The organism is Micromonospora sp. DT231, assembly GCF_049847025.1.
Taxonomy (GTDB): Bacteria; Actinomycetota; Actinomycetes; order Mycobacteriales; family Micromonosporaceae; genus Micromonospora.
In genome coordinates this window covers 710,667-727,741 of the sequence record NZ_JBNCNO010000002.1, presented here as the reverse complement: position 1 = coordinate 727,741, position 17,075 = coordinate 710,667, and the positions used below count along the sequence as shown (strand labels likewise).

Here is a 17,075-nt window from a genome sequence, read left to right as displayed (position 1 = left end):
CCCGAGGCCAACCCGCCACCCGCCAACAACGCCTCACCTTCAACACACCCGACTGACAGCAAAGTGAAACGCGCTCTAAGGCCTTTTTCATAAGGGCGGTCGAGCCGAGGCGGAGTCCGGGCGGCGATACGGCAAGGCGCGGTTTCGTTCGGATACCGATGTTGTATCCGGGCGAAACCGCAACGCCGCCGGTCGTCGTCCGGGCCCGCCGCAGGCCGGCCAGTTCTTATGAAACAGGCCTTGGGCGCAGGTGCCGGCGCGGCTCGTTCCGCCGACGGCGCCGGGTCAGAGCGGCGAGCCGGTCGTAGCGCGAGCCCCGGGAGTCACCGCGCGCACGCGTAGCCGCGCGACCTGCGCGCCGAGGTGGTCGACCGACTCGGAGGGCGGGTGGACCGCGACGAAGAGCCGCAACCGACGCTCAGCGGTGCCGTTGCCAGTGCCCGGCTCGGGCCGCGGGCAGGGCCAGCCCGGCCGCGTGCAGCACACCCTCCACCCGGACCCGCTCGATTTCCTGGTCGACGCCGGACAACTCGGCGAGGTGTTCGGTGATGCCGAGGGCGCGGCAGGCCAGTCGGAGCCGGTCGTCGTACGCCTGTAGGAGCGCGCCGTGCCAGACCATCGACCGACCGCTGCCGCCGAGGCGCTGGCCGCCGAGGCGGCGCAGGTCGGCGGCGAGCTGCTCCAGGGGCCGACGGTCGACCCTGTCGAAATCGCTGAGGTCGATGTCCCGGGTCAGCGCGTCGGCCTCGACGGCCCGGTCCAGGCGGGCGATGGTGCGCTTCTCCCGGCTGCGCTCCCGCCACTCGGACCAGCCGCAGACGACCCGGTCGAGGATCTCGTCATAGCAGAAGAGCAGGGCGAATGCCGCCGGCAGGCTGGCGACGGCAAGGAACGCCAAGGCCAGCATCAGCGCGCGTCCGACTCCCACGCATCGACGCTAAGCCCAGTCGTGCCGACTCGCCAGCGATTTGGCCGCATCCGCACGATCCGCTCAACGAGACGCGGTCCGGGCGGCGGTAAACCTCAGCAGTCGGCCGAGGTCACGTAGAAGCGGGGCATCGGGAGCACCCGGAAGCGCAGCCGGGCCCCGGAGCGGCGCAGCTGCCAGGTGAGGGCGATCAGCGCGGCGGCCAGTGAGATCAACGCACCCATCCAGATGCTGGCACCGGCGCCGAAGTGCTCCGCGACCCAGCCGATGAGCGGCGCGCCGACCGGATTGGTGCCCAGGAAGACAAGCACCCACAGGGACATCACCCGACCCCGGAAGGCCGCGTCCACGCCCAGCTGAACCCGCTGGTTGGCGGCCTGCGCGAAGAAGACCATGAAGAAGCCGGTCGGCACCAGCAGCACCACGACCAGCCAGTACACCGACGCGAGGCCGACCAGGGTGCCGAAGCTGGCACAGGCGATCGCGGCGCCGAGCACCAGCCAGACGGACGGACGACTGCGTCGGCCGGTGCCGCTGAGGGCGCCGCCGAGCGCGCCGACGGCCAGCGCCGTGCTGAACAGGCCGAAGGAGGCGGCACCGGTGTGGAAGACCGTCTTCGCCAGCGCGGCCAGGGTGAGCTGGAAGTTGAAGAGCGACATGCCGATCACCGACATGACCGCCATCGGCAACAGCAGGTCGGGTCGACGCCACACGTACCGCAGTCCGTCGATGACCCGTGCGGACGCCCGCTCGTCGCGCGGCAGCAGGGCGTCGCGGTGCAGGTCGGCCGTTCGCATCCGGACGACGTTGACCAGGGGGGCGATGGAGCTGACGGCGGTGAAGAGGAAGACCGGGCCGACGTTGAACGCGGCGATGGCCAGGCCGGCGACGGCCGGGCCGACGATCCGGGCCGAGTTGAACACGGCGGCGTTGAGCGACAGCGCGTTGGGCAGCAGGGGTGTGCCGACGAGTTCGGAGACGAAGGCCTGGCGGACCGGGGTCTCCACGGCGTTGGCCGTGCCGAGCAGCGCAGCGAAGGCGAAGACGTGCCAGAGCTGCACCAGGTCGGTGAGGACCAGCAGGGACATGCCGAGCGCCAGCAGGCTCCAGAACGCGTTGGCGGCGAAGAGCAGCACCCGCTTGTCGTACCGGTCGGCCAGCCGGCCGGAGAGCAGGGTGAGCAGCAGCACCGGGGTGAACTGGCAGGCGGTGACCACGCCGAGCGCGGTGGCCGAATTGTTGGAGAGGTCGAGGACGAGCCAGTCCTGGGCGATGAACATCATCCAGACGCCGATCAACTTGATCAGCTGCCCGGATGCGAAGAGCCGGTAGTTGCGAACCTGTAGGGACTGGAACATCGTGCTCAGCTTGGCCTGCACTCTTGGTGCGCCTCCTTGGACGTACGCGTCATCGACAGGTGACGGCACGGCCCGGTGGGGCAGTGTGCGGCTCAGGCGCGAGCGAGCTGCTGGAGAATCTCGGCGGCCCTCTGCAGGGTCTCCCGTTCGTCCTCGTCGAGCGCGGCCAGCCGGTGGGCCAGCCACTCGTCGCGGGCCCGCTCGAACTGGTCGAGCACGGCGTGCCCTCCCTCGGTCGCCGCGAGGATGACCTGCCGACCGTCGGTCGGATGGGGTGTCCGCCGCACGAGGCCGCGGTCCTCCAACTTTCCGACGATCTTGGTCATCGTCGGTGGCTGCACCCGCTCGACGTCGGCCAGTTCCCGAGGGGTCATCGCACCCGCCAGCCGCAGGCTGGTGAGCGCGGAGACCTGGGTGACCGTGAGGTCGCCGACCGGTCGGGCCTGGCGGACCCGCCGGTTGAGTCGAGTGATCGCATCACGCAACTGGGGAGCCAGTTGCGCCGGTGGCACGCGTTTCGCCGTCACCGTCCGCTCCGTCACAGTAGTTAGCTTAACTAATGAGCATGGCTAACGACATCGGTTATGACCAGGCTCACGAGGAGGTTCGTGCTGTTCCGGGCGGGGAATCCTGTTCGACTCCCCGCCCGGACGCGGGTCAGAGCACGAGCGTCTCGATCGGCCCACGCAGGAAGTACAGCACGAACAGCGCGGCCACCCCGTACAGCAACGGGTGGACCTCCCGGGCCTTACCCCGTGCCAGTTTGAGCACCACGAAGGTGATCAGGCCGGCACCGATCCCGTTGGAGATGGAGTAGGTGAACGGCATCAGCACGATCGTGAGGAACGCCGGGATGGCGATCTCGTAGTCCGACCAGTCGATCGTCCGGACCGCCGTCATCATCAGGAAACCGACCACCACCAGGGCCGTCGAGGCCGCCTCGAACGGCACGACCACCACGAGCGGCGCGACGAACATCGCCAGCAGGAAGAGCGTCCCGGTGACCAGGTTGGCCACGCCGGTCCGCGCGCCCTCCGCGACACCTGCGGCACTCTCGATGTACGACGTGTTGCTGGACGTGCTGGCCGCACCGCCGGCCGCCGCGGCGATCGAGTCGACGAGCAGGATCTCCTTGGCCCGCGGCGGGGTGCCCTGCTCGTCGAGCATGCCGCCCTCCTGGCCCACCGCCACCATCGTGCCCATGGTGTCGAAGAAGTCGGTGATCAGCAGCGTGAAGACGAACATCAGCACGACCAGCCAGCCGGCCCGCCCCCACGAGTCGAGCACGTTGAACTTGCCGAGCAGCGACAGGTCCGGCAGGTCGACGACCGTCTTCGGCAACTCCGGCACGTTCAGCGCCCAGCCCTTCGGGTTGGGCTTTCCGTCCACGAACGACGGGCCGATGTTGCCGATCGCCTCCACGATCACCGCAAGCACGGTGGAGGCGAGGATGCCGATCAGGATCGCGCCCCGCACCCGGCGCACCACGAGCACCAGGGTGATCAGCAGACCCACCACGAAGACCAGCAGCGGCCAGCTCAGCAGCTTGCCGCCGATGCCCAGGCCGACCGGGACCGTGGTGTTCGCGGCGTCCGGAAGCCGCCGGACGAAGCCGGCGTCCACCAGACCGATGATGGTCAGGAACAGACCGATACCGACCCCGATCGCGGTCTTCATCTGCGTCGGCACCGAACGGAACACCGCGGTCCGCAGACCGGTCAGCACCAACACCGCGATGATCACACCTTCGATCACCACCAGGCCCATCGCATCGGCCCAGGTCATCTCGGGGGCGATCTCGTACGCGATGAGCGCGTTCACACCCAGGCCGGCGGCGAGCGCCAGCGGGAACCGGCCGACCACACCCATCAGGATGGTCATCAGGCCGGCGACCAACGCGGTCCCGGCAGCCAGTGCGGCAATCGGCAGGGTCTTGCCGTCACCGTCGACGGCACCGCCCAGAATCAGCGGGTTGAGCACCACGATGTACGCCATCGTGAAGAAGGTCGCCAGGCCGCCGCGTACCTCACGGCCCACCGTCGAGCCACGGGCGGAGATCTCGAAGAACCGGTCGAAGCTGTTACGCGGGTGAGCGGGGTTGGGAGGTGTGCCGGTCTCGGGCGGCGCTACTGCCATCAGGTCCTCGCAGGTGATCTTCCGGTTGTCGCGCGCATCGTCCCAGATCACCGGCGGGCAGGGGAAGTGGATCGCGTACGCTTGCCGAATGCCGAACGAGCAGCCGCCGCGGCCGGCACCACTGGACCCGCCGATGGTGCCGTTCGCTCTCGCCGGGTTGGTCGCCTGGGCGGTGGTCGGGCTGGTCCTGCTGGTCTTCTTCCGGGGCTGGCTGACCGACCACGGTCATCAGAACTGGCTCTGGACCTGCCTCGCCGGTTTCCTGTGGGGCTTCCCGGGCCTCGCCGTGATGCTGCGGCACGACGCCAACCGCCGCCGCCGCCGCGCGAGCTGACCTGGCCATCGCGCCGGGACCACCCCGGCGCGCACGGTCAGGAGTGCCCGTACGGCTCCGCCGGCTCGGCCGCCTCCACCGAGCCCGGTGCGCGACTGACCGACATGGCCTCGACCGCGCTGTCGTCGTACACCGTCGGTAGCTCTTCGACAGCGGTCTCGGCCGCCTCGATGAGGGTCTCGGAGTGGGCGCCGCAACCGTGGTCGGCACTCACCACCCGGCCGTCGTCCGGCGCGTAGAAGTTGCCACAGGCCCCGAACGCCTGCCGCATCGCGCCAGCCAGCGGCAGGTAGAACCCGCAGGTGCCGCAGCGGGCGGCGGCCGGGGCGGCGGTGGAGATGGGCGCGGCGGGGCCGTGGTCGCCGTCATACCAGCGCTGCGCCGCCTCGATGCGACCCTCCCGGGAGAGCACGCGTGCCCGCCCGAGGCCCAACTCCCACGCGGTCTCCTCGACCGCCGGGTCGTCGGAGAGCAGGTAACCGGGCACCAGTCGATCGTCGTCCGGCGCGGTGGGCAGCAGATCACCCGGGCCCAGATCGCCGGGCTTGAGCCGCTCCTGCCAGGGCAGCCAACCGGGCGCGAGCAGCGCGTCCGGGCCCGGCAGCAACACCGTCTCGCAGATGGTCACCATCTTGCTGCGCGACACCCGGGTGACGGTGACCGCCCACCGCCAGCCGCGATAGCCGGCGAGGAGGCACTCGAAGTAGTGGGTGACCAGGCGTTCGCCCTCGGCCACGACCTGCAGGTGGTCGCCGACGTCGTCGGCGTCCACCTCGGTGATGCCAGCGCGGGCCACCTCGACGGCAGCGGCACAGACCTGGTCGAGACGGGCGGCACGGGTGGTGGCGGGCCTTGTCACCTCTCCATTGTTCCCCATGCGCCCCGCAGGGGTGACAGTGACTCCCGGGGAACCTTTCCCCGCGGTGGTGCGGCGTACCCGGATCGGATGGGCGAGGATGGTGCACATGCCGTCGTACTCCCGCTCCGGGCGATCCGTCCTCGGGCGCACCGTCGGCACCGGCATTCGCGCCATTCGCCTGCTGTTTCGGGGTTCGGTGGGCAGCGGCCGCTGGGTGACCCGGCGGGCCGGTCGGGCCCGGGCCCGGGGTGCGGGCGGCGAGGTCGGCATGGTTCGCCTGTTCGACCTGCACGCGGTCTCCTGTGCCGGTGACACGCTGATCGCCATCGGCCTGGCCGGGACGATCTTCTTCAACGTCCCACTGGGCGAGGCCCGCAGCAAGGTCGCGCTCTACCTGCTGGTGACGATGGTGCCGTTCGCCATGCTCGCCCCCGTGGTGGGCCCGCTGCTGGACCATTTCCGGCACGGCCGGCGCTACGCCCTGGCGGCCACGATGCTCGGCCGCGCCTTCCTGGCCTGGTTGATCTCCGACTACATCCACGGCTTCGGGCTCTATCCGGCCGCGTTCGGGGTGCTCGCCCTGTCCCGGGCGTACGGTGTGGCCCGGTCGGCGGCGGTGCCCCGGCTGTTGCCGGAGGGGCTCGGCCTCTCCCAGGTGGGTGCCCGCGCCAGCGTCTACGGCACCGTCGCGGGCGCGCTGGTGGCGCCGATCGGGTTGGCCGCGTTCTGGTTCGGCCCGCAGTGGCCGCTGCGCGTCGCGTCGGTGATCTTCCTGATCGGCATGGTGATCTCGCTGCGATTGCCACCGAAGGCCGACTCGGAGCCACCGGAGCGGGTCCCCCGGCCGCTGCGCGCGCTGGGCCGACGCCGTGGCGACCGGCCGCTGGGTCGGGGGCGGCCCGCCGGCCGACTGGTGATCGCCACCCTGATCGGCGCCGCGACGCTACGCGCGGTGTACGGCTTCCTGCTGCTCTTCCTCGCCTTCGCGATCAAGAAGGGCGACCTGACCACCGTGGCGTTCGGCCGGGAATTGGGCGCCGAGTGGGCGTTGGGGCTGGTCGGCGGGGCGCTCGCGGTCGGCACCTTCCTGGCCACCGCCGTCGGCACCCGGCTGCGCATCCACCGACCGACAGCCATCCAGTCCAGCAGCATGATCATCGTGGCGGGCGTGGGGGTGCTCACCGTCATCCAGTTCTCGCTGGTGATGGTCGCCCTGCTCTGCCTGGTCGCGGCGCTGGTCAGCGGAATTTCGAAGCTGGCCGTGGACGCCTCGATCCAGGAGCGCATCCCGGAACGGCTGCGAGCGAGTTCCTTCGCCCACTCCGAGACGGCGCTGATGCTCGCCTTCGTCGCCGGCGGCGGGCTCGGGCTGGTGCCGTTCGACGGTCGGATGGGCATCGCGGTGGCCGCCGGGGTGGGCATCCTGGCCGCCGTCCGGGGTGTGCTCGTCGCGGCCCGGCTGCGCGGCGAGAGGCTTGCCGGCCGGCCGCTCGGCGACGACGAGCTGACCGAGGACGAGCTGTCCGTGGACGAGCCGGCGGACGCGCCCGCGGCCTCCGCGCCCACCTCGCCGGCACCGGCGCAGAGCAGCTCCCCGCCGTACGAGGCTCCGGACCCGACCCCGCCGGGCTACCACATCTACCGGCCGTCCTCCGCTGTCGGCGGCCCGGGTGGCGGCGCCGACGAGGAGACCCGCCGCGAATCCCCCGGCTCACTCTCGTGACCGGCCTGCTTGTCGTGACGGCGGTGCCAGCCGAGGCGGACGCGGTCCGTTCCGGGCTGACCGACCCGACCGTGACCGTCGCCCCGGTCGGTGTGGGTCCCGCCGTCGCCGCTGCCGCCACCGCACGCCTGCTGGTGCTTGCCGAGGCCGCCGGACGGCCGTACGGCGCGGTGGTCAGCGCCGGCGTGGCCGGCGGCTTCACCGGCCGGGCCGAGGTCGGCGACACGGTGCTCGGCACCGCCAGCATCGCCGCCGACCTGGGCGCCGAGTCACCGGACGGGTTCATCCCCGTCGACGACCTGGGCATGCCACTCGCGCTGCTCGGTGCCGGCAGCGTGGTGCGAGCGGATCCGGTCCTGCTGGCGGCACTGCGGGCCGCCCTCCCGGCGGCCACGGCCGGCCCGGTGCTCACGGTCAGCACGGTCACCGGCACCGCCGCCAGCACGGCAGAGCTGCGCCGCAGGCATCCGGAGGCAGTAGCCGAGGCCATGGAGGGGTACGGCGTGGCGGTCGCCGCGGCGCAGGCCGGCGTGCCCTTCGCCGAGCTGCGGACCATCTCCAACCCGATCGGCCCCCGTGATCGCGACGCCTGGCGGCTGCGCGAAGCCCTCACCGCCCTCACGGCGGCGGCCCCGGCGCTGCGCTCAACTACGGCCGCGTAGGACGGACTTCGAGGGTGAGCGCCGACGGCCGACCCGCCTGTACTTCGAATCCGCAGGCGAGCAGAAAGAGCACGTTGCCACCGTCGGCTATCGCGTGGACGGTCCGGATGTCAGCGACTGCCATCTCGCTGGCCAGCAGCTCGATCAGCTGACGCGCGATGCCCAGGGTCCGCAGGCCGGGAACAACGACAACGCCTTCCAGCACCAACTCACGCCGGTCGCCCCAATCCTCACCGAGGAGGAGATCCACGCTCCGCTCATGGGCCCTCAGCTCACCGACCGGCCCGGCCCCGGGCAGCTCGGCGAGAAAGTGCCACGACGTTGCCGGCAGCCCTTCGAACGCGCGCCGAACCCGCACCTGGGCCCGCGCCTGCTCCCGCAACCGCCGCGTGTCACGTCGCGCCCGATCGAGGTCGTAGGTCAGCTCCGGGACGCGGACCGGCCACAAGCGCTGCGGGAGGGTGTAGGAGTGCACCCACCAGGCACCGGGCCAGTCCTTCAGGGTCAGGACTCGACGGACGTCGAGGTGTGCTGGGTAGCGGCGGCCGGCCTCGTCCCGCAACTCGTCCCGCAACTCGTCCCGCAGCTCGCGGTCGGGCGCCTGCGGTGACTCGTCAACCGCCGCGGCGGAGGGGGCGTCGGGGAGTTTGAGCACGAGCTCACCGCCGGCCGCGCGGACCAGCCGCTCCACCGTGCGGAATGCCGGGCCGGCACCCTGCCCAGCCTCGATGCGCGCCAACGTGCTCTTCGGGATCCCAGACTGCTCGGCCAACTCGCGCTGGCTCAAGTCGGCACGTCGACGAAGATCCCGCAGGGTTGCCCCCACGTCGATCGCACCCTTGTCGGCAGCCACCCGTCCATGGTTTTCCGCTCAGCTCGCGCCGTCAACAGCATCAGCCCGCCTGTGGATAACCCTGTGGACAGCGTCTCTGCCGCTGTGTACATCCCTTTGTCAGCGCCTGTAGAGCTGCCCCGCCAGTGGGGCAAGCGTGGTGAACCTCGCCGGCACGTCACGGCACGGCACGGCCACCGCCACGGCACGCCACGCACGGCACGCCACGCCAGGGCACGGCCACAGCACGGCACCTTGCGGACGCCGGCGCGCCCCACAGACGGGGCAGCTCTACAGGGAGCAGAGGTGACCACCGAGCCCCGACGACCCGCAGACAATCGGCCGCCGGGACAGACGGCGAGTGCCCGGCAGATCACAAGCGCCGGACCGCGGCGAGTGCCCGGCAGATCACAGGCGCCGGACCGCGGCGACCGAGTGGCGAGGGGCGGGGCTACCGTGAGGGGCGTGGCGCTCTCTCTGGCGATCTCGCCCTGTCCCAACGACACGTTCGTCTTCGACGCTCTGGTACACGGGCGGGTGCCCGGCGCTCCGCCGGTCGAGGTGACGTACGCCGACGTGGACGTCACCAACACGGCGGCCGAGCGGGGCGCGTTCGACCTGGTGAAGGTGAGCTTCGCGGCGCTGCCCTGGCTGCTCGACGACTACCACCTGCTGCCCTGCGGCGGCGCGCTCGGTCGCGGCTGCGGCCCGCTGGTGCTCACCCGCAGCGATCGCGACGGCGGGCCGGACCGCACCGACCTGACCGGTGCCACGGTGGCGGTGCCGGGCGATCGGACCACCGCCTACCTGCTGTTCCGCCTCTGGTCGGCCGGACGGCCACCGGCCCGGATCGAAGTGGTCCCGTTCCACGAGATCATGCCGGGCGTCGCGGCCGGCCGCTACGACGCGGGGCTGGTCATCCACGAGGCCCGGTTCACCTACCACCGGCACGGCCTGACCGCCCTTGTCGACCTCGGCGAGTGGTGGGAGGCCGACACCGGGCTGCCCATCCCCCTCGGCGCGATCCTGGCCCGACGCGGCGCGGTGGACCCGGAGGCCGCGGCCGGCTGGATCCGCGAGTCGGTCCGGCAGGCCTGGGCGGACCCGGCGGCCAGCCGGGAGTACGTGCTGGCGCACGCCCAGGAGATGGAACTCGACGTGGTGGACCGGCACATCGGCCTCTACGTCAACGAGTTCACGGCGGACCTGGGCGAGGCCGGTTTCGCCGCGGTGGCGGCACTGCTCGATCGAGCCGCCACCGCCGGCCTGGTGCCTCAGACCTCCAGCTCGCGCGCGACCGCGTGGACGAGCTGAGCGATCTTCTGCGCCGCCTTCTTGTCCGGGTACCGACCGCGGCGCAGGTCCGGCTGGACCTTCGCCTCCAGCACCTTGATCATGTCCTCGACGAGGCCGTGCAGCTCCTCGGCCGGCCGACGACGCAACTCCGCCATCGACGGCGGCGCGTCCAACAGCTTGACTCCCATGGCCTGCGCGCCCCGGCGACTGTCCACCACGCTGAAGTCGACCCGCTGGCCCCCCTTGAGGTCGGTGACACCCGCCGGCAGCGCACCCTTGGGCAGGAACACGTCGCCGCCCTCGTCACTGGTGACGAAGCCATATCCCTTGGCCGTGTCGTACCACTTCACTCGACCCGTAGGCACCTGAAAACCCCTGCTTCACTTGAGCCGCTACTGCTCCAAGGCTAGCTGGATCATGCCGTCGAGCGCCGCCGGGAATTCGGTGAGATCGCCCAACACCGCCTCCGCCCCGGCGGCGCGCAGCTCATCGCGGGAGCACGGGCCGGTCGCGACACCGATGCCGGGCACCCCGGCGGTCGCCGCCGCGACCATGTCCGCCACGTGGTCACCGACATAGTGGGTCGCGTCGTGCTCCCGTAGGGCCGTCGCCTTCTGCTCGGCGAACAGGTCACCGGCCAACTCGTCCACCCTGAGGCCGAGGTGGTCCAGGTGCAGTCGGGCCAACCGGCCGATCTTCGACGTGACGACAAGCACACGGCCACCCCGGGCCCGGATCGCGTCGATGGCCTCCCGCGCGCCCGGCAACAGGACAGACGGGGTGATGGCGTACGCCGGGTACAGCTCGCGGTACACCCGCACGGCCGACTCGATCTGCTCCGGCGGGAACCAGTGCGCGATCTCGGTACGCAGCGGCGGCCCGAGTCGCGACACCGCCAGCTCGGCGTCCACCGGCACGCCGGTCCTCGCCGTCAGCGCCCGATAGGCCGCGGCGATGCCGGGGCGGGAATCCACCAGGGTCATGTCGAGGTCGAATCCGACGGTCAGTGCGGGCATGTCGAGAAACCTACCCGGCGACCCCCGGTCGGCCGGACGTCCGAGGGGCGCGAGAGCCCACTGCCGGGCTAGCGTGGAAAGACGATGACCACCTCACTCGCCGACCACCTACGGTCGCTGCCCGACGAGTCACTGGCCGCGCTCCTCCAGCTGCGGCCCGACCTCGTCGTGCCCGTGCCGGCCGACATCTCCGCCCTGTCCATCCGGGCCCAGTCCCGGGTGTCGGTGGCCCGCGCGCTGGACGGGCTGGACCAGTTCACCCAACAGATCCTCGACGCTGCCCGCCTCACCCGGAACCCGGACGACGACACCACGGCCACCGACGCCGTCCTCGCCCTGGCGACCGCCGGGCCGCACCCACCCGCTCCGACGGCCGTCCGAGCCGCCGTGGGCCGGCTGCGCGCGCTCTTCCTGCTGTACGGCCCGGAGCACGCGCTGCACGTGGTGCCCGCCGTCGACGAGGTCTCCCCGTACCCCGCCGGGCTCGGCCGGCCGGCGGCGGAGCTGGACCCGCGCACGGCCGCGCTCTGCGCGGACCCGGCGAAACTACGACGGACGCTGCTCGCCGCCCCGCCCTCGGCCCGGGCGATCCTCGACCGGCTGGCGGCCGGCCCGCCGGTGGGCAGCGTGCCGCCGGGCGCTCTGCAGGCGCCGCCGCTCGGCGCGGAGGACCCGGTGCTCGCCGACCCGACGAACGGTGGCGCGCCGACCGGTTCCCCGGTGCGCTGGCTCGTCGACAACCGGCTCCTGGTCCCCGTGACGACCGGCTCGTCGACGGCCAGCGGCACGGTGGAGCTGCCCCGCGAGGTCGGGCTGCTGCTGCGCCGCGACAGCGGACCGCTCGGGCCGCTGCGCACCAGCCCGCCGCCGGTGGCCGCCGCGCCGCGGGAGCCCAAGGCCGTCGACTCGGCCGGCGCCGGGCAGACGATGGAGGTGGTCCGACACACCGAGGGGCTGCTGGAGCAACTCGCCGAGGAGCCCGCGCCGGTGCTGCGCTCGGGCGGCATCGGTGTCCGGGACCTGCGTCGGTTGGCGCGTACCGCCGGGTTGGACGAGTCGACGACCGCGCTGCTGCTCGAGGTGGCGTACGCGGCGGGGCTCGCGGGCGAGCTGGAGATGCCCGGCGCGACCACCAGCCGGTACGGGGCGGACCAGCAGGTGCTGCCGACCGGAGGGTACGAGGTGTGGCGGGCCGCCTCGCTGGCCCAACGGTGGGAGCAGCTCGCCCGCGCCTGGCTGACCATGAGCCGGCAGGTGGGGCTTGTCGGCCGCCGCGACGACCGAGACCGGCCCATCACCGCGCTCTCCGCCGAGGCGGAACGGGCCAGCGCGCCGGCCACCCGGCGGGCGGTGCTCGCTGTGCTCGCCGACCTGGAACCGGCGACCGCGCCCACCCCGGAAGAGGTGCAGAACCTGTTGGACTGGCGGGCGCCACGGCGCAGCCGGGGCCGGGACGCCGCCCACCGGGAGGTGCTGGCCGAGGCGGCGCAGCTCGGCGTGACCGGGCTGGGGGCGCTCACCTCGTACGGGCGGATGCTGCTGGGTGACCTGACGTCGGCCGACGAGCGGGGCGGCGACGACCCGCTGGGCGTGCACGCCGACGTGGAGAGCGGTGACCCGTCGAGTGCCGCCCGAGCCCTGGACGCGTTGCTGCCCGCTCCGGTCGACCACTTCCTGGTGCAGGCCGACCTGACAGTCGTGGTGCCCGGCCCACCCGAGCCTGCGCTCGCCGCCGAGTTGGAGGCGATGACCGAACTCGAATCGGCTGGCGGGGCCAGCGTGCACCGGGTCACCACGGCGAGCGTGCGGCGTGCGCTGGATTCGGGCTACACGGCCGACGACCTGCACGACGTGTTCCGGCGACGGTCGCGTACCCCGGTGCCGCAGGGGCTCACCTACCTGGTGGACGACGTGGCGCGTAAGCACGGCGGGCTGCGGGTGGGGCTGGCCGGGGCGTACCTGCGCAGCGACGACGAGACTCTGATCAGTGAGGTGCTGGCCGACCGCCGGTTGGAGTCGCTGGCACTGCGCCGGCTCGCGCCGACGGTGCTGTGTACGCCGTACCAGGTCGGTCGGTTGCTGGGCGCGCTGCGCGACGCCGGGTTCGCCCCGGTGCAGGAGGACGGCACCGGTGGCACCGTGCTGACCCGCCCACGGATCCGGCGGGCCCCGGCCCGGGTGTCGGTGACCACCCGGACACTCGATCCGCTGGCCACCCCGAAGCTGCCCATGCCCCGGCTGCTCGGGGTGGTGGAGCACATCCGGCGGGGTGACGCGGCGGCGCGGGCGGCCCGGCGGGCGCCGGCGGTGGTGCGGGGCGGGGCGGCGGGGCTGGGCGGCGGCCCGGTGCCGGCGCACACCCACAGCGAGGCCCTGGCGGTGCTCCAGCAGGCGGTCCGCGACAAGGCGCTGGTCTGGGTCGGTTACGTCGACGCACACGGGGCGACCGCGTCCCGGTTGGTCAAACCGGTCTCGATCGGTGCCGGCTACCTACGCGCCGAGGACGAACGGACCGAGATGCTGCACACGTTCGCGCTGCACCGGATCACCGCGGCGGTGCTGGCGGACTGAGCCGGGCGACGTCGTGTGGCTGGCCGGTCAGCGGCGGCTGCGGCGGAAGGTGCCGACCACCGAGATGATCAGCAGCAGCGCGAAGCCGGCGCCGGCGGACTCCCCGACCGAGTCGACGAAGCCCTGGCGCAGCACCAGCCAGCCGAAGAGGAACCACCCGACCAGGAGCGTCGCGGCGACGGCGTAGGCGATCACTGTCGCGCGGGACACCTCGTCGGGTGGTGGGTGGTCGTGCTCCGGGATCACCTCACGGTCGACCGTCATGCCCAGCCTCCCCGCCCGGTCCGGCCCTGGCCTCCCAGCGTGACACTCGAAGGACCTGTCGGACAGGGGGTTAACCCCGTGATTCGCCGGGTGTCGGTCAGGTGCCGGGGCGGCGGCCGATCAGCACCACCCGGGTGCCGACCCTGCCCAGCTCCCACATCCGGACCGCGTCGGCGTGCAGCAGGTTGACGCAGCCGTGCGAGCCGATCGACGTGTCGTGCAGGTAGGTGGTGGTTTCGTGAAAGCCCATGCCCTGGGTGAAGTGTTGCCAGTACGGCAGCCACACCTCGTACGGGTCGGACCACTCCTTGGGGTTGCGGAAGTTGACGGTGAACGTGCCGGCCGGGGTGCGGTAGCCGGCCATGCCGGTGCGGGTCACCGTCGGCGGCATGATCACCTTGCCGCCACGGACCGCCCAGACGGTCTGCCGGGTCAGGTCGACGCAGAACGTGGTGCCCGTGCCGGCCCTGCACCGGGCCGGGTCGGTGGTGGCGAGGCGCTGGGCCACGTCGAGGGTGGTTGGTCCGGCGCGACCCTCGACGGGGCGAATGCCGTACCTCTTCTGGAACTTCTTGATCGCGGCGCAGTCGGCGGCGGACTGCCGCCCGTCCACGGTCACGGCCCCGAACCCACCCAGTCGGGCCAGGTAGGTCTCCACCTCACGCTGGTGCTGCCCCTGGGGGCAGCCGGCGACCGTCGGCGCACGGGCGGTGGTGGTCGGCTTCGGCGTCGCGCTCCGGGTGGGTTTCGGCGCCGGGGGCCGGGTCGCCTTCGGCGTGGGGGTGGGTGCGGCCGGTGTCGGCCGGCCGCGCTGGTCCGGGCCGGGCGTGGCGCTCGCCCCCGTTGCCTGTTCCGCCGCACCGGCTGGGGCGGCTCCCCCGCCACCACTCCCACCGGACTGCGGATCGAACGCGCACGCACCGGCGCCGACCAGCACAACCACCACCAGGGCGACCAGTCGGGAAGTGATTCGGACACGTCGCACTCGAACCTCCCCAACCATCGTCCCATTACTAGACGTTCGTGAGTGCCGTCACGGTTGCGGCCGGTGAGCATCTTTCTTCGGAGATCCCACATCGTGCAACACTGGATGGTCGGCCAGCGGCGGGTATGCGACCCGTTCCAGCCGGACGGCCAACCGAGGAGAGGACGCTGGCGTGAGCGGTGGACCACTGATCGTGCAGTCGGACAAGACGCTGCTGCTGGAGATCGACCACCCCGACGCGCAGGCCTGCCGGATGGCGATCGCGCCGTTCGCGGAGCTGGAGCGCTCACCGGAGCACGTGCACACCTACCGGCTGACCCCGCTGGGCCTGTGGAACGCCCGGGCGGCGGGGCACGACGCGGAGGGCGTGGTCGACTCGCTGCTCAAGTACTCCCGCTACCCGGTGCCGCACGCGCTGCTCGTGGACGTGGCCGACACGATGGACCGGTACGGGCGGCTCCAACTCGCCAACGACCCCGCGTACGGGCTGGTGCTGCGCGCGCTGGACCGGCTGGTGCTGATCGAGGTGGCCAAGAGCAAGAAGCTCGCCGGGATGCTCGGCGACAAGATCGACGACGACACGATCCGGGTGCACCCGTCCGAGCGTGGCCGGCTCAAGCAGGCGCTGCTCAAGCTGGGCTGGCCGGCGGAGGACCTGGCCGGCTACGTGGACGGTGAGGCGCACCCGATCGAGCTGGCCGAGGCCGGCAAGGACGGGCGCAAGCCGTGGACGCTGCGGTCGTACCAGCGGGAGGCCGTCGAGGCGTTCTGGGCCGGCGGGTCGGGTGTGGTGGTGCTGCCGTGCGGCGCCGGCAAGACCCTGGTCGGCGCGGCGGCGATGGCCGAGGCGAAGGCGACCACGCTGATCCTGGTCACCAACACGGTCGCCGGCCGGCAGTGGAAGCGGGAGCTGATCGCCCGCACGTCGCTGACCGAGGAGGAGATCGGGGAGTACTCGGGCGAGCGCAAGGAGATCCGCCCGGTCACCATCGCGACGTACCAGGTGCTCACCTCGCGGCGCGGCGGCGCGTTCACCCACCTGGACCTGTTCGGGGCCCGCGACTGGGGTCTGGTCGTCTACGACGAGGTGCACCTGCTGCCCGCGCCGATCTTCCGGTTCACCGCGGACCTCCAGGCCCGCCGCCGGCTGGGCCTGACGGCGACGTTGGTACGCGAGGACGGCCGCGAGGGTGACGTGTTCAGCCTGATCGGCCCGAAGCGGTACGACGCGCCGTGGAAGGACATCGAGTCGCAGGGCTGGATCGCCCCGGCCGAGTGCACCGAGGTCCGGGTGACCCTGACCGACGCGGAGCGGATGTCGTACGCGACGGCGGAGGCCGAGGAGCGCTACCGGATGGCGGCGACCGCCCGCACGAAGCTGCCGGTGGTAAAGGCGCTCGTGGACCGGCACCCGGACGACCAGGTGCTGGTGATCGGGGCGTACATCGACCAACTGCACCAGCTCGGCGAATACCTCGACGCGCCGATCATCCAGGGTTCGACGACGAACAAGGAGCGCGAGCGGCTGTTCGACGCGTTCCGCACCGGTGAGATCCGCACCCTGGTGATCTCCAAGGTGGGCAACTTCTCCATCGACCTGCCCGAGGCGGCGGTGGCGATCCAGGTGTCGGGGACGTTCGGGTCGCGGCAGGAGGAGGCGCAGCGGTTGGGGCGGGTGCTCCGGCCGAAGGCCGACGGGCGGCAGGCGCACTTCTATACGGTGGTGTCCCGGGACACGATCGACACGGAGTACGCGGCGCACCGGCAGCGCTTCCTCGCCGAGCAGGGCTACGCGTACACGATCGTCGACGCCGACGACGTCCTCGGCCCGTCGCTGCCGTCCATCGACTGACCCGCCACCCGGCGGCCCGCGGCCGGCTCCCGGCGGCCGTGATCGACTCGGTTTGCAGGAAGTCGGGGCGTCCAGGGCAGGTTGATGCCCCGACTTCACGAAAGCCGAGTCGATCGATGCCCAGCCGAGCCAGCCGAGCCAGCCGAGCCAGCCGACTGGACGATGCTCGCCGATGCCCTGGTCACGGCACGCGGTGGCACGTAGACACCCGCCGGGCGGAAGCTCCCGCGTCGCGAACTCACGCGCCGCGAGTCCTGCC

General features: G+C 72.1%; 16 protein-coding genes and 1 pseudogene. 6 read left to right on the top strand and 11 right to left on the bottom strand.

Going from position 1 to position 17,075, the window contains the following annotated elements; genetic code table 11:
- Nucleotides 1-333 precede the first annotated feature (333 nt).
- The 5 genes and pseudogenes from ACPXBU_RS08255 to ACPXBU_RS08235 form a co-directional block, all read right to left on the bottom strand.
- A pseudogene (locus ACPXBU_RS08255) lies at nucleotides 334-411 on the bottom strand (RNA 2',3'-cyclic phosphodiesterase); the annotation flags it as partial.
- A gap of 7 nt (nucleotides 412-418) precedes the next feature.
- A complete protein-coding gene (locus ACPXBU_RS08250; RefSeq protein WP_393365829.1) occupies nucleotides 419-928 on the bottom strand; it encodes a hypothetical protein in 510 nt (169 codons plus the stop codon).
- Between the two features lie 95 nt (nucleotides 929-1,023).
- Entirely contained in the window at nucleotides 1,024-2,307 is a 1,284-nt protein-coding gene (locus ACPXBU_RS08245) for an MFS transporter (RefSeq protein ID WP_393365827.1), read from the bottom strand.
- 71 nt (nucleotides 2,308-2,378) lie between these two features.
- Nucleotides 2,379-2,828, bottom strand: a complete 450-nt coding sequence (locus ACPXBU_RS08240; RefSeq protein ID WP_357251878.1) for a MarR family winged helix-turn-helix transcriptional regulator — start codon at nucleotides 2,826-2,828, stop codon at nucleotides 2,379-2,381.
- A 115-nt stretch (nucleotides 2,829-2,943) separates the two neighbouring features.
- Nucleotides 2,944-4,422 (bottom strand): NCS2 family permease, encoded by a 1,479-nt coding sequence (locus tag ACPXBU_RS08235; protein WP_393367061.1) that lies wholly within the window; start codon nucleotides 4,420-4,422, stop codon nucleotides 2,944-2,946.
- Nucleotides 4,423-4,510: 88 nt separating this feature from the next.
- Here ACPXBU_RS08235 and ACPXBU_RS08230 point away from each other — a divergent pair, with 88 nt between their 5' ends.
- Nucleotides 4,511-4,756 (top strand): DUF2530 domain-containing protein, encoded by a 246-nt coding sequence (locus tag ACPXBU_RS08230; RefSeq protein ID WP_425757518.1) that lies wholly within the window; start codon nucleotides 4,511-4,513, stop codon nucleotides 4,754-4,756.
- A 37-nt stretch (nucleotides 4,757-4,793) separates the two neighbouring features.
- On the opposite strand, the gene ACPXBU_RS08225 is transcribed toward ACPXBU_RS08230, so the two are convergent.
- A complete protein-coding gene (locus tag ACPXBU_RS08225; protein WP_393365824.1) occupies nucleotides 4,794-5,723 on the bottom strand; it encodes a DUF3027 domain-containing protein in 930 nt (309 codons plus the stop codon).
- Here ACPXBU_RS08225 and ACPXBU_RS08220 point away from each other — a divergent pair.
- Both ACPXBU_RS08220 and ACPXBU_RS08215 read left to right on the top strand, forming a co-directional pair.
- The gene (locus ACPXBU_RS08220) at nucleotides 5,722-7,338 is read left to right on the top strand and encodes an MFS transporter (protein WP_425757515.1); all 1,617 of its coding nucleotides are present in this window, start codon (nucleotides 5,722-5,724) and stop codon (nucleotides 7,336-7,338) included. The genes ACPXBU_RS08225 and ACPXBU_RS08220 overlap by 2 nt on opposite strands.
- Complete coding sequence (locus tag ACPXBU_RS08215; protein ID WP_393365820.1) at nucleotides 7,335-8,000, top strand: futalosine hydrolase; 666 nt, start codon at nucleotides 7,335-7,337, stop codon at nucleotides 7,998-8,000. The genes ACPXBU_RS08220 and ACPXBU_RS08215 overlap by 4 nt, the downstream gene beginning before the upstream one ends.
- Here ACPXBU_RS08215 and ACPXBU_RS08210 read toward each other — a convergent pair.
- On the bottom strand, nucleotides 7,987-8,853 hold the full coding sequence (locus tag ACPXBU_RS08210; protein ID WP_425757513.1) for a helix-turn-helix domain-containing protein: 867 nt from the start codon (nucleotides 8,851-8,853) through the stop codon (nucleotides 7,987-7,989). The two genes, ACPXBU_RS08215 and ACPXBU_RS08210, sit on opposite strands and share 14 nt — an antisense overlap.
- A gap of 444 nt (nucleotides 8,854-9,297) precedes the next feature.
- On the opposite strand from ACPXBU_RS08210, the gene ACPXBU_RS08205 reads away from it, so the two are divergent.
- Nucleotides 9,298-10,146 carry a 1,4-dihydroxy-6-naphthoate synthase gene (locus ACPXBU_RS08205; RefSeq protein ID WP_393365816.1) on the top strand — a complete coding sequence of 283 codons (849 nt, stop codon included), beginning with the start codon at nucleotides 9,298-9,300 and terminating at the stop codon, nucleotides 10,144-10,146.
- Here the strand turns inward: ACPXBU_RS08205 and ACPXBU_RS08200 are convergent.
- On the bottom strand, nucleotides 10,107-10,493 hold the full coding sequence (locus ACPXBU_RS08200) for a cold-shock protein (protein ID WP_074316242.1): 387 nt from the start codon (nucleotides 10,491-10,493) through the stop codon (nucleotides 10,107-10,109). The two genes, ACPXBU_RS08205 and ACPXBU_RS08200, sit on opposite strands and share 40 nt — an antisense overlap.
- Before the next feature lie 27 nt (nucleotides 10,494-10,520).
- Nucleotides 10,521-11,144: an HAD family hydrolase gene (locus ACPXBU_RS08195; protein WP_393365815.1), complete on the bottom strand. Its 624-nt coding sequence runs from the start codon at nucleotides 11,142-11,144 to the stop codon at nucleotides 10,521-10,523.
- Between the two features lie 84 nt (nucleotides 11,145-11,228).
- On the opposite strand from ACPXBU_RS08195, the gene ACPXBU_RS08190 reads away from it, so the two are divergent.
- Entirely contained in the window at nucleotides 11,229-13,715 is a 2,487-nt protein-coding gene (locus ACPXBU_RS08190) for a helicase-associated domain-containing protein (protein ID WP_425757510.1), read from the top strand.
- A 27-nt stretch (nucleotides 13,716-13,742) separates the two neighbouring features.
- On the opposite strand, the gene ACPXBU_RS08185 is transcribed toward ACPXBU_RS08190, so the two are convergent.
- Both ACPXBU_RS08185 and ACPXBU_RS08180 read right to left on the bottom strand, forming a co-directional pair.
- The gene (locus ACPXBU_RS08185) at nucleotides 13,743-13,979 is read right to left on the bottom strand and encodes a hypothetical protein (protein ID WP_393365811.1); all 237 of its coding nucleotides are present in this window, start codon (nucleotides 13,977-13,979) and stop codon (nucleotides 13,743-13,745) included.
- Nucleotides 13,980-14,076: 97 nt separating this feature from the next.
- Nucleotides 14,077-14,964 carry a L,D-transpeptidase family protein gene (locus ACPXBU_RS08180; protein ID WP_425757508.1) on the bottom strand — a complete coding sequence of 296 codons (888 nt, stop codon included), beginning with the start codon at nucleotides 14,962-14,964 and terminating at the stop codon, nucleotides 14,077-14,079.
- 172 nt (nucleotides 14,965-15,136) lie between these two features.
- On the opposite strand from ACPXBU_RS08180, the gene ACPXBU_RS08175 reads away from it, so the two are divergent.
- On the top strand, nucleotides 15,137-16,816 hold the full coding sequence (locus tag ACPXBU_RS08175) for a DNA repair helicase XPB (RefSeq protein ID WP_393365807.1): 1,680 nt from the start codon (nucleotides 15,137-15,139) through the stop codon (nucleotides 16,814-16,816).
- Nucleotides 16,817-17,075 lie beyond the last annotated feature (259 nt).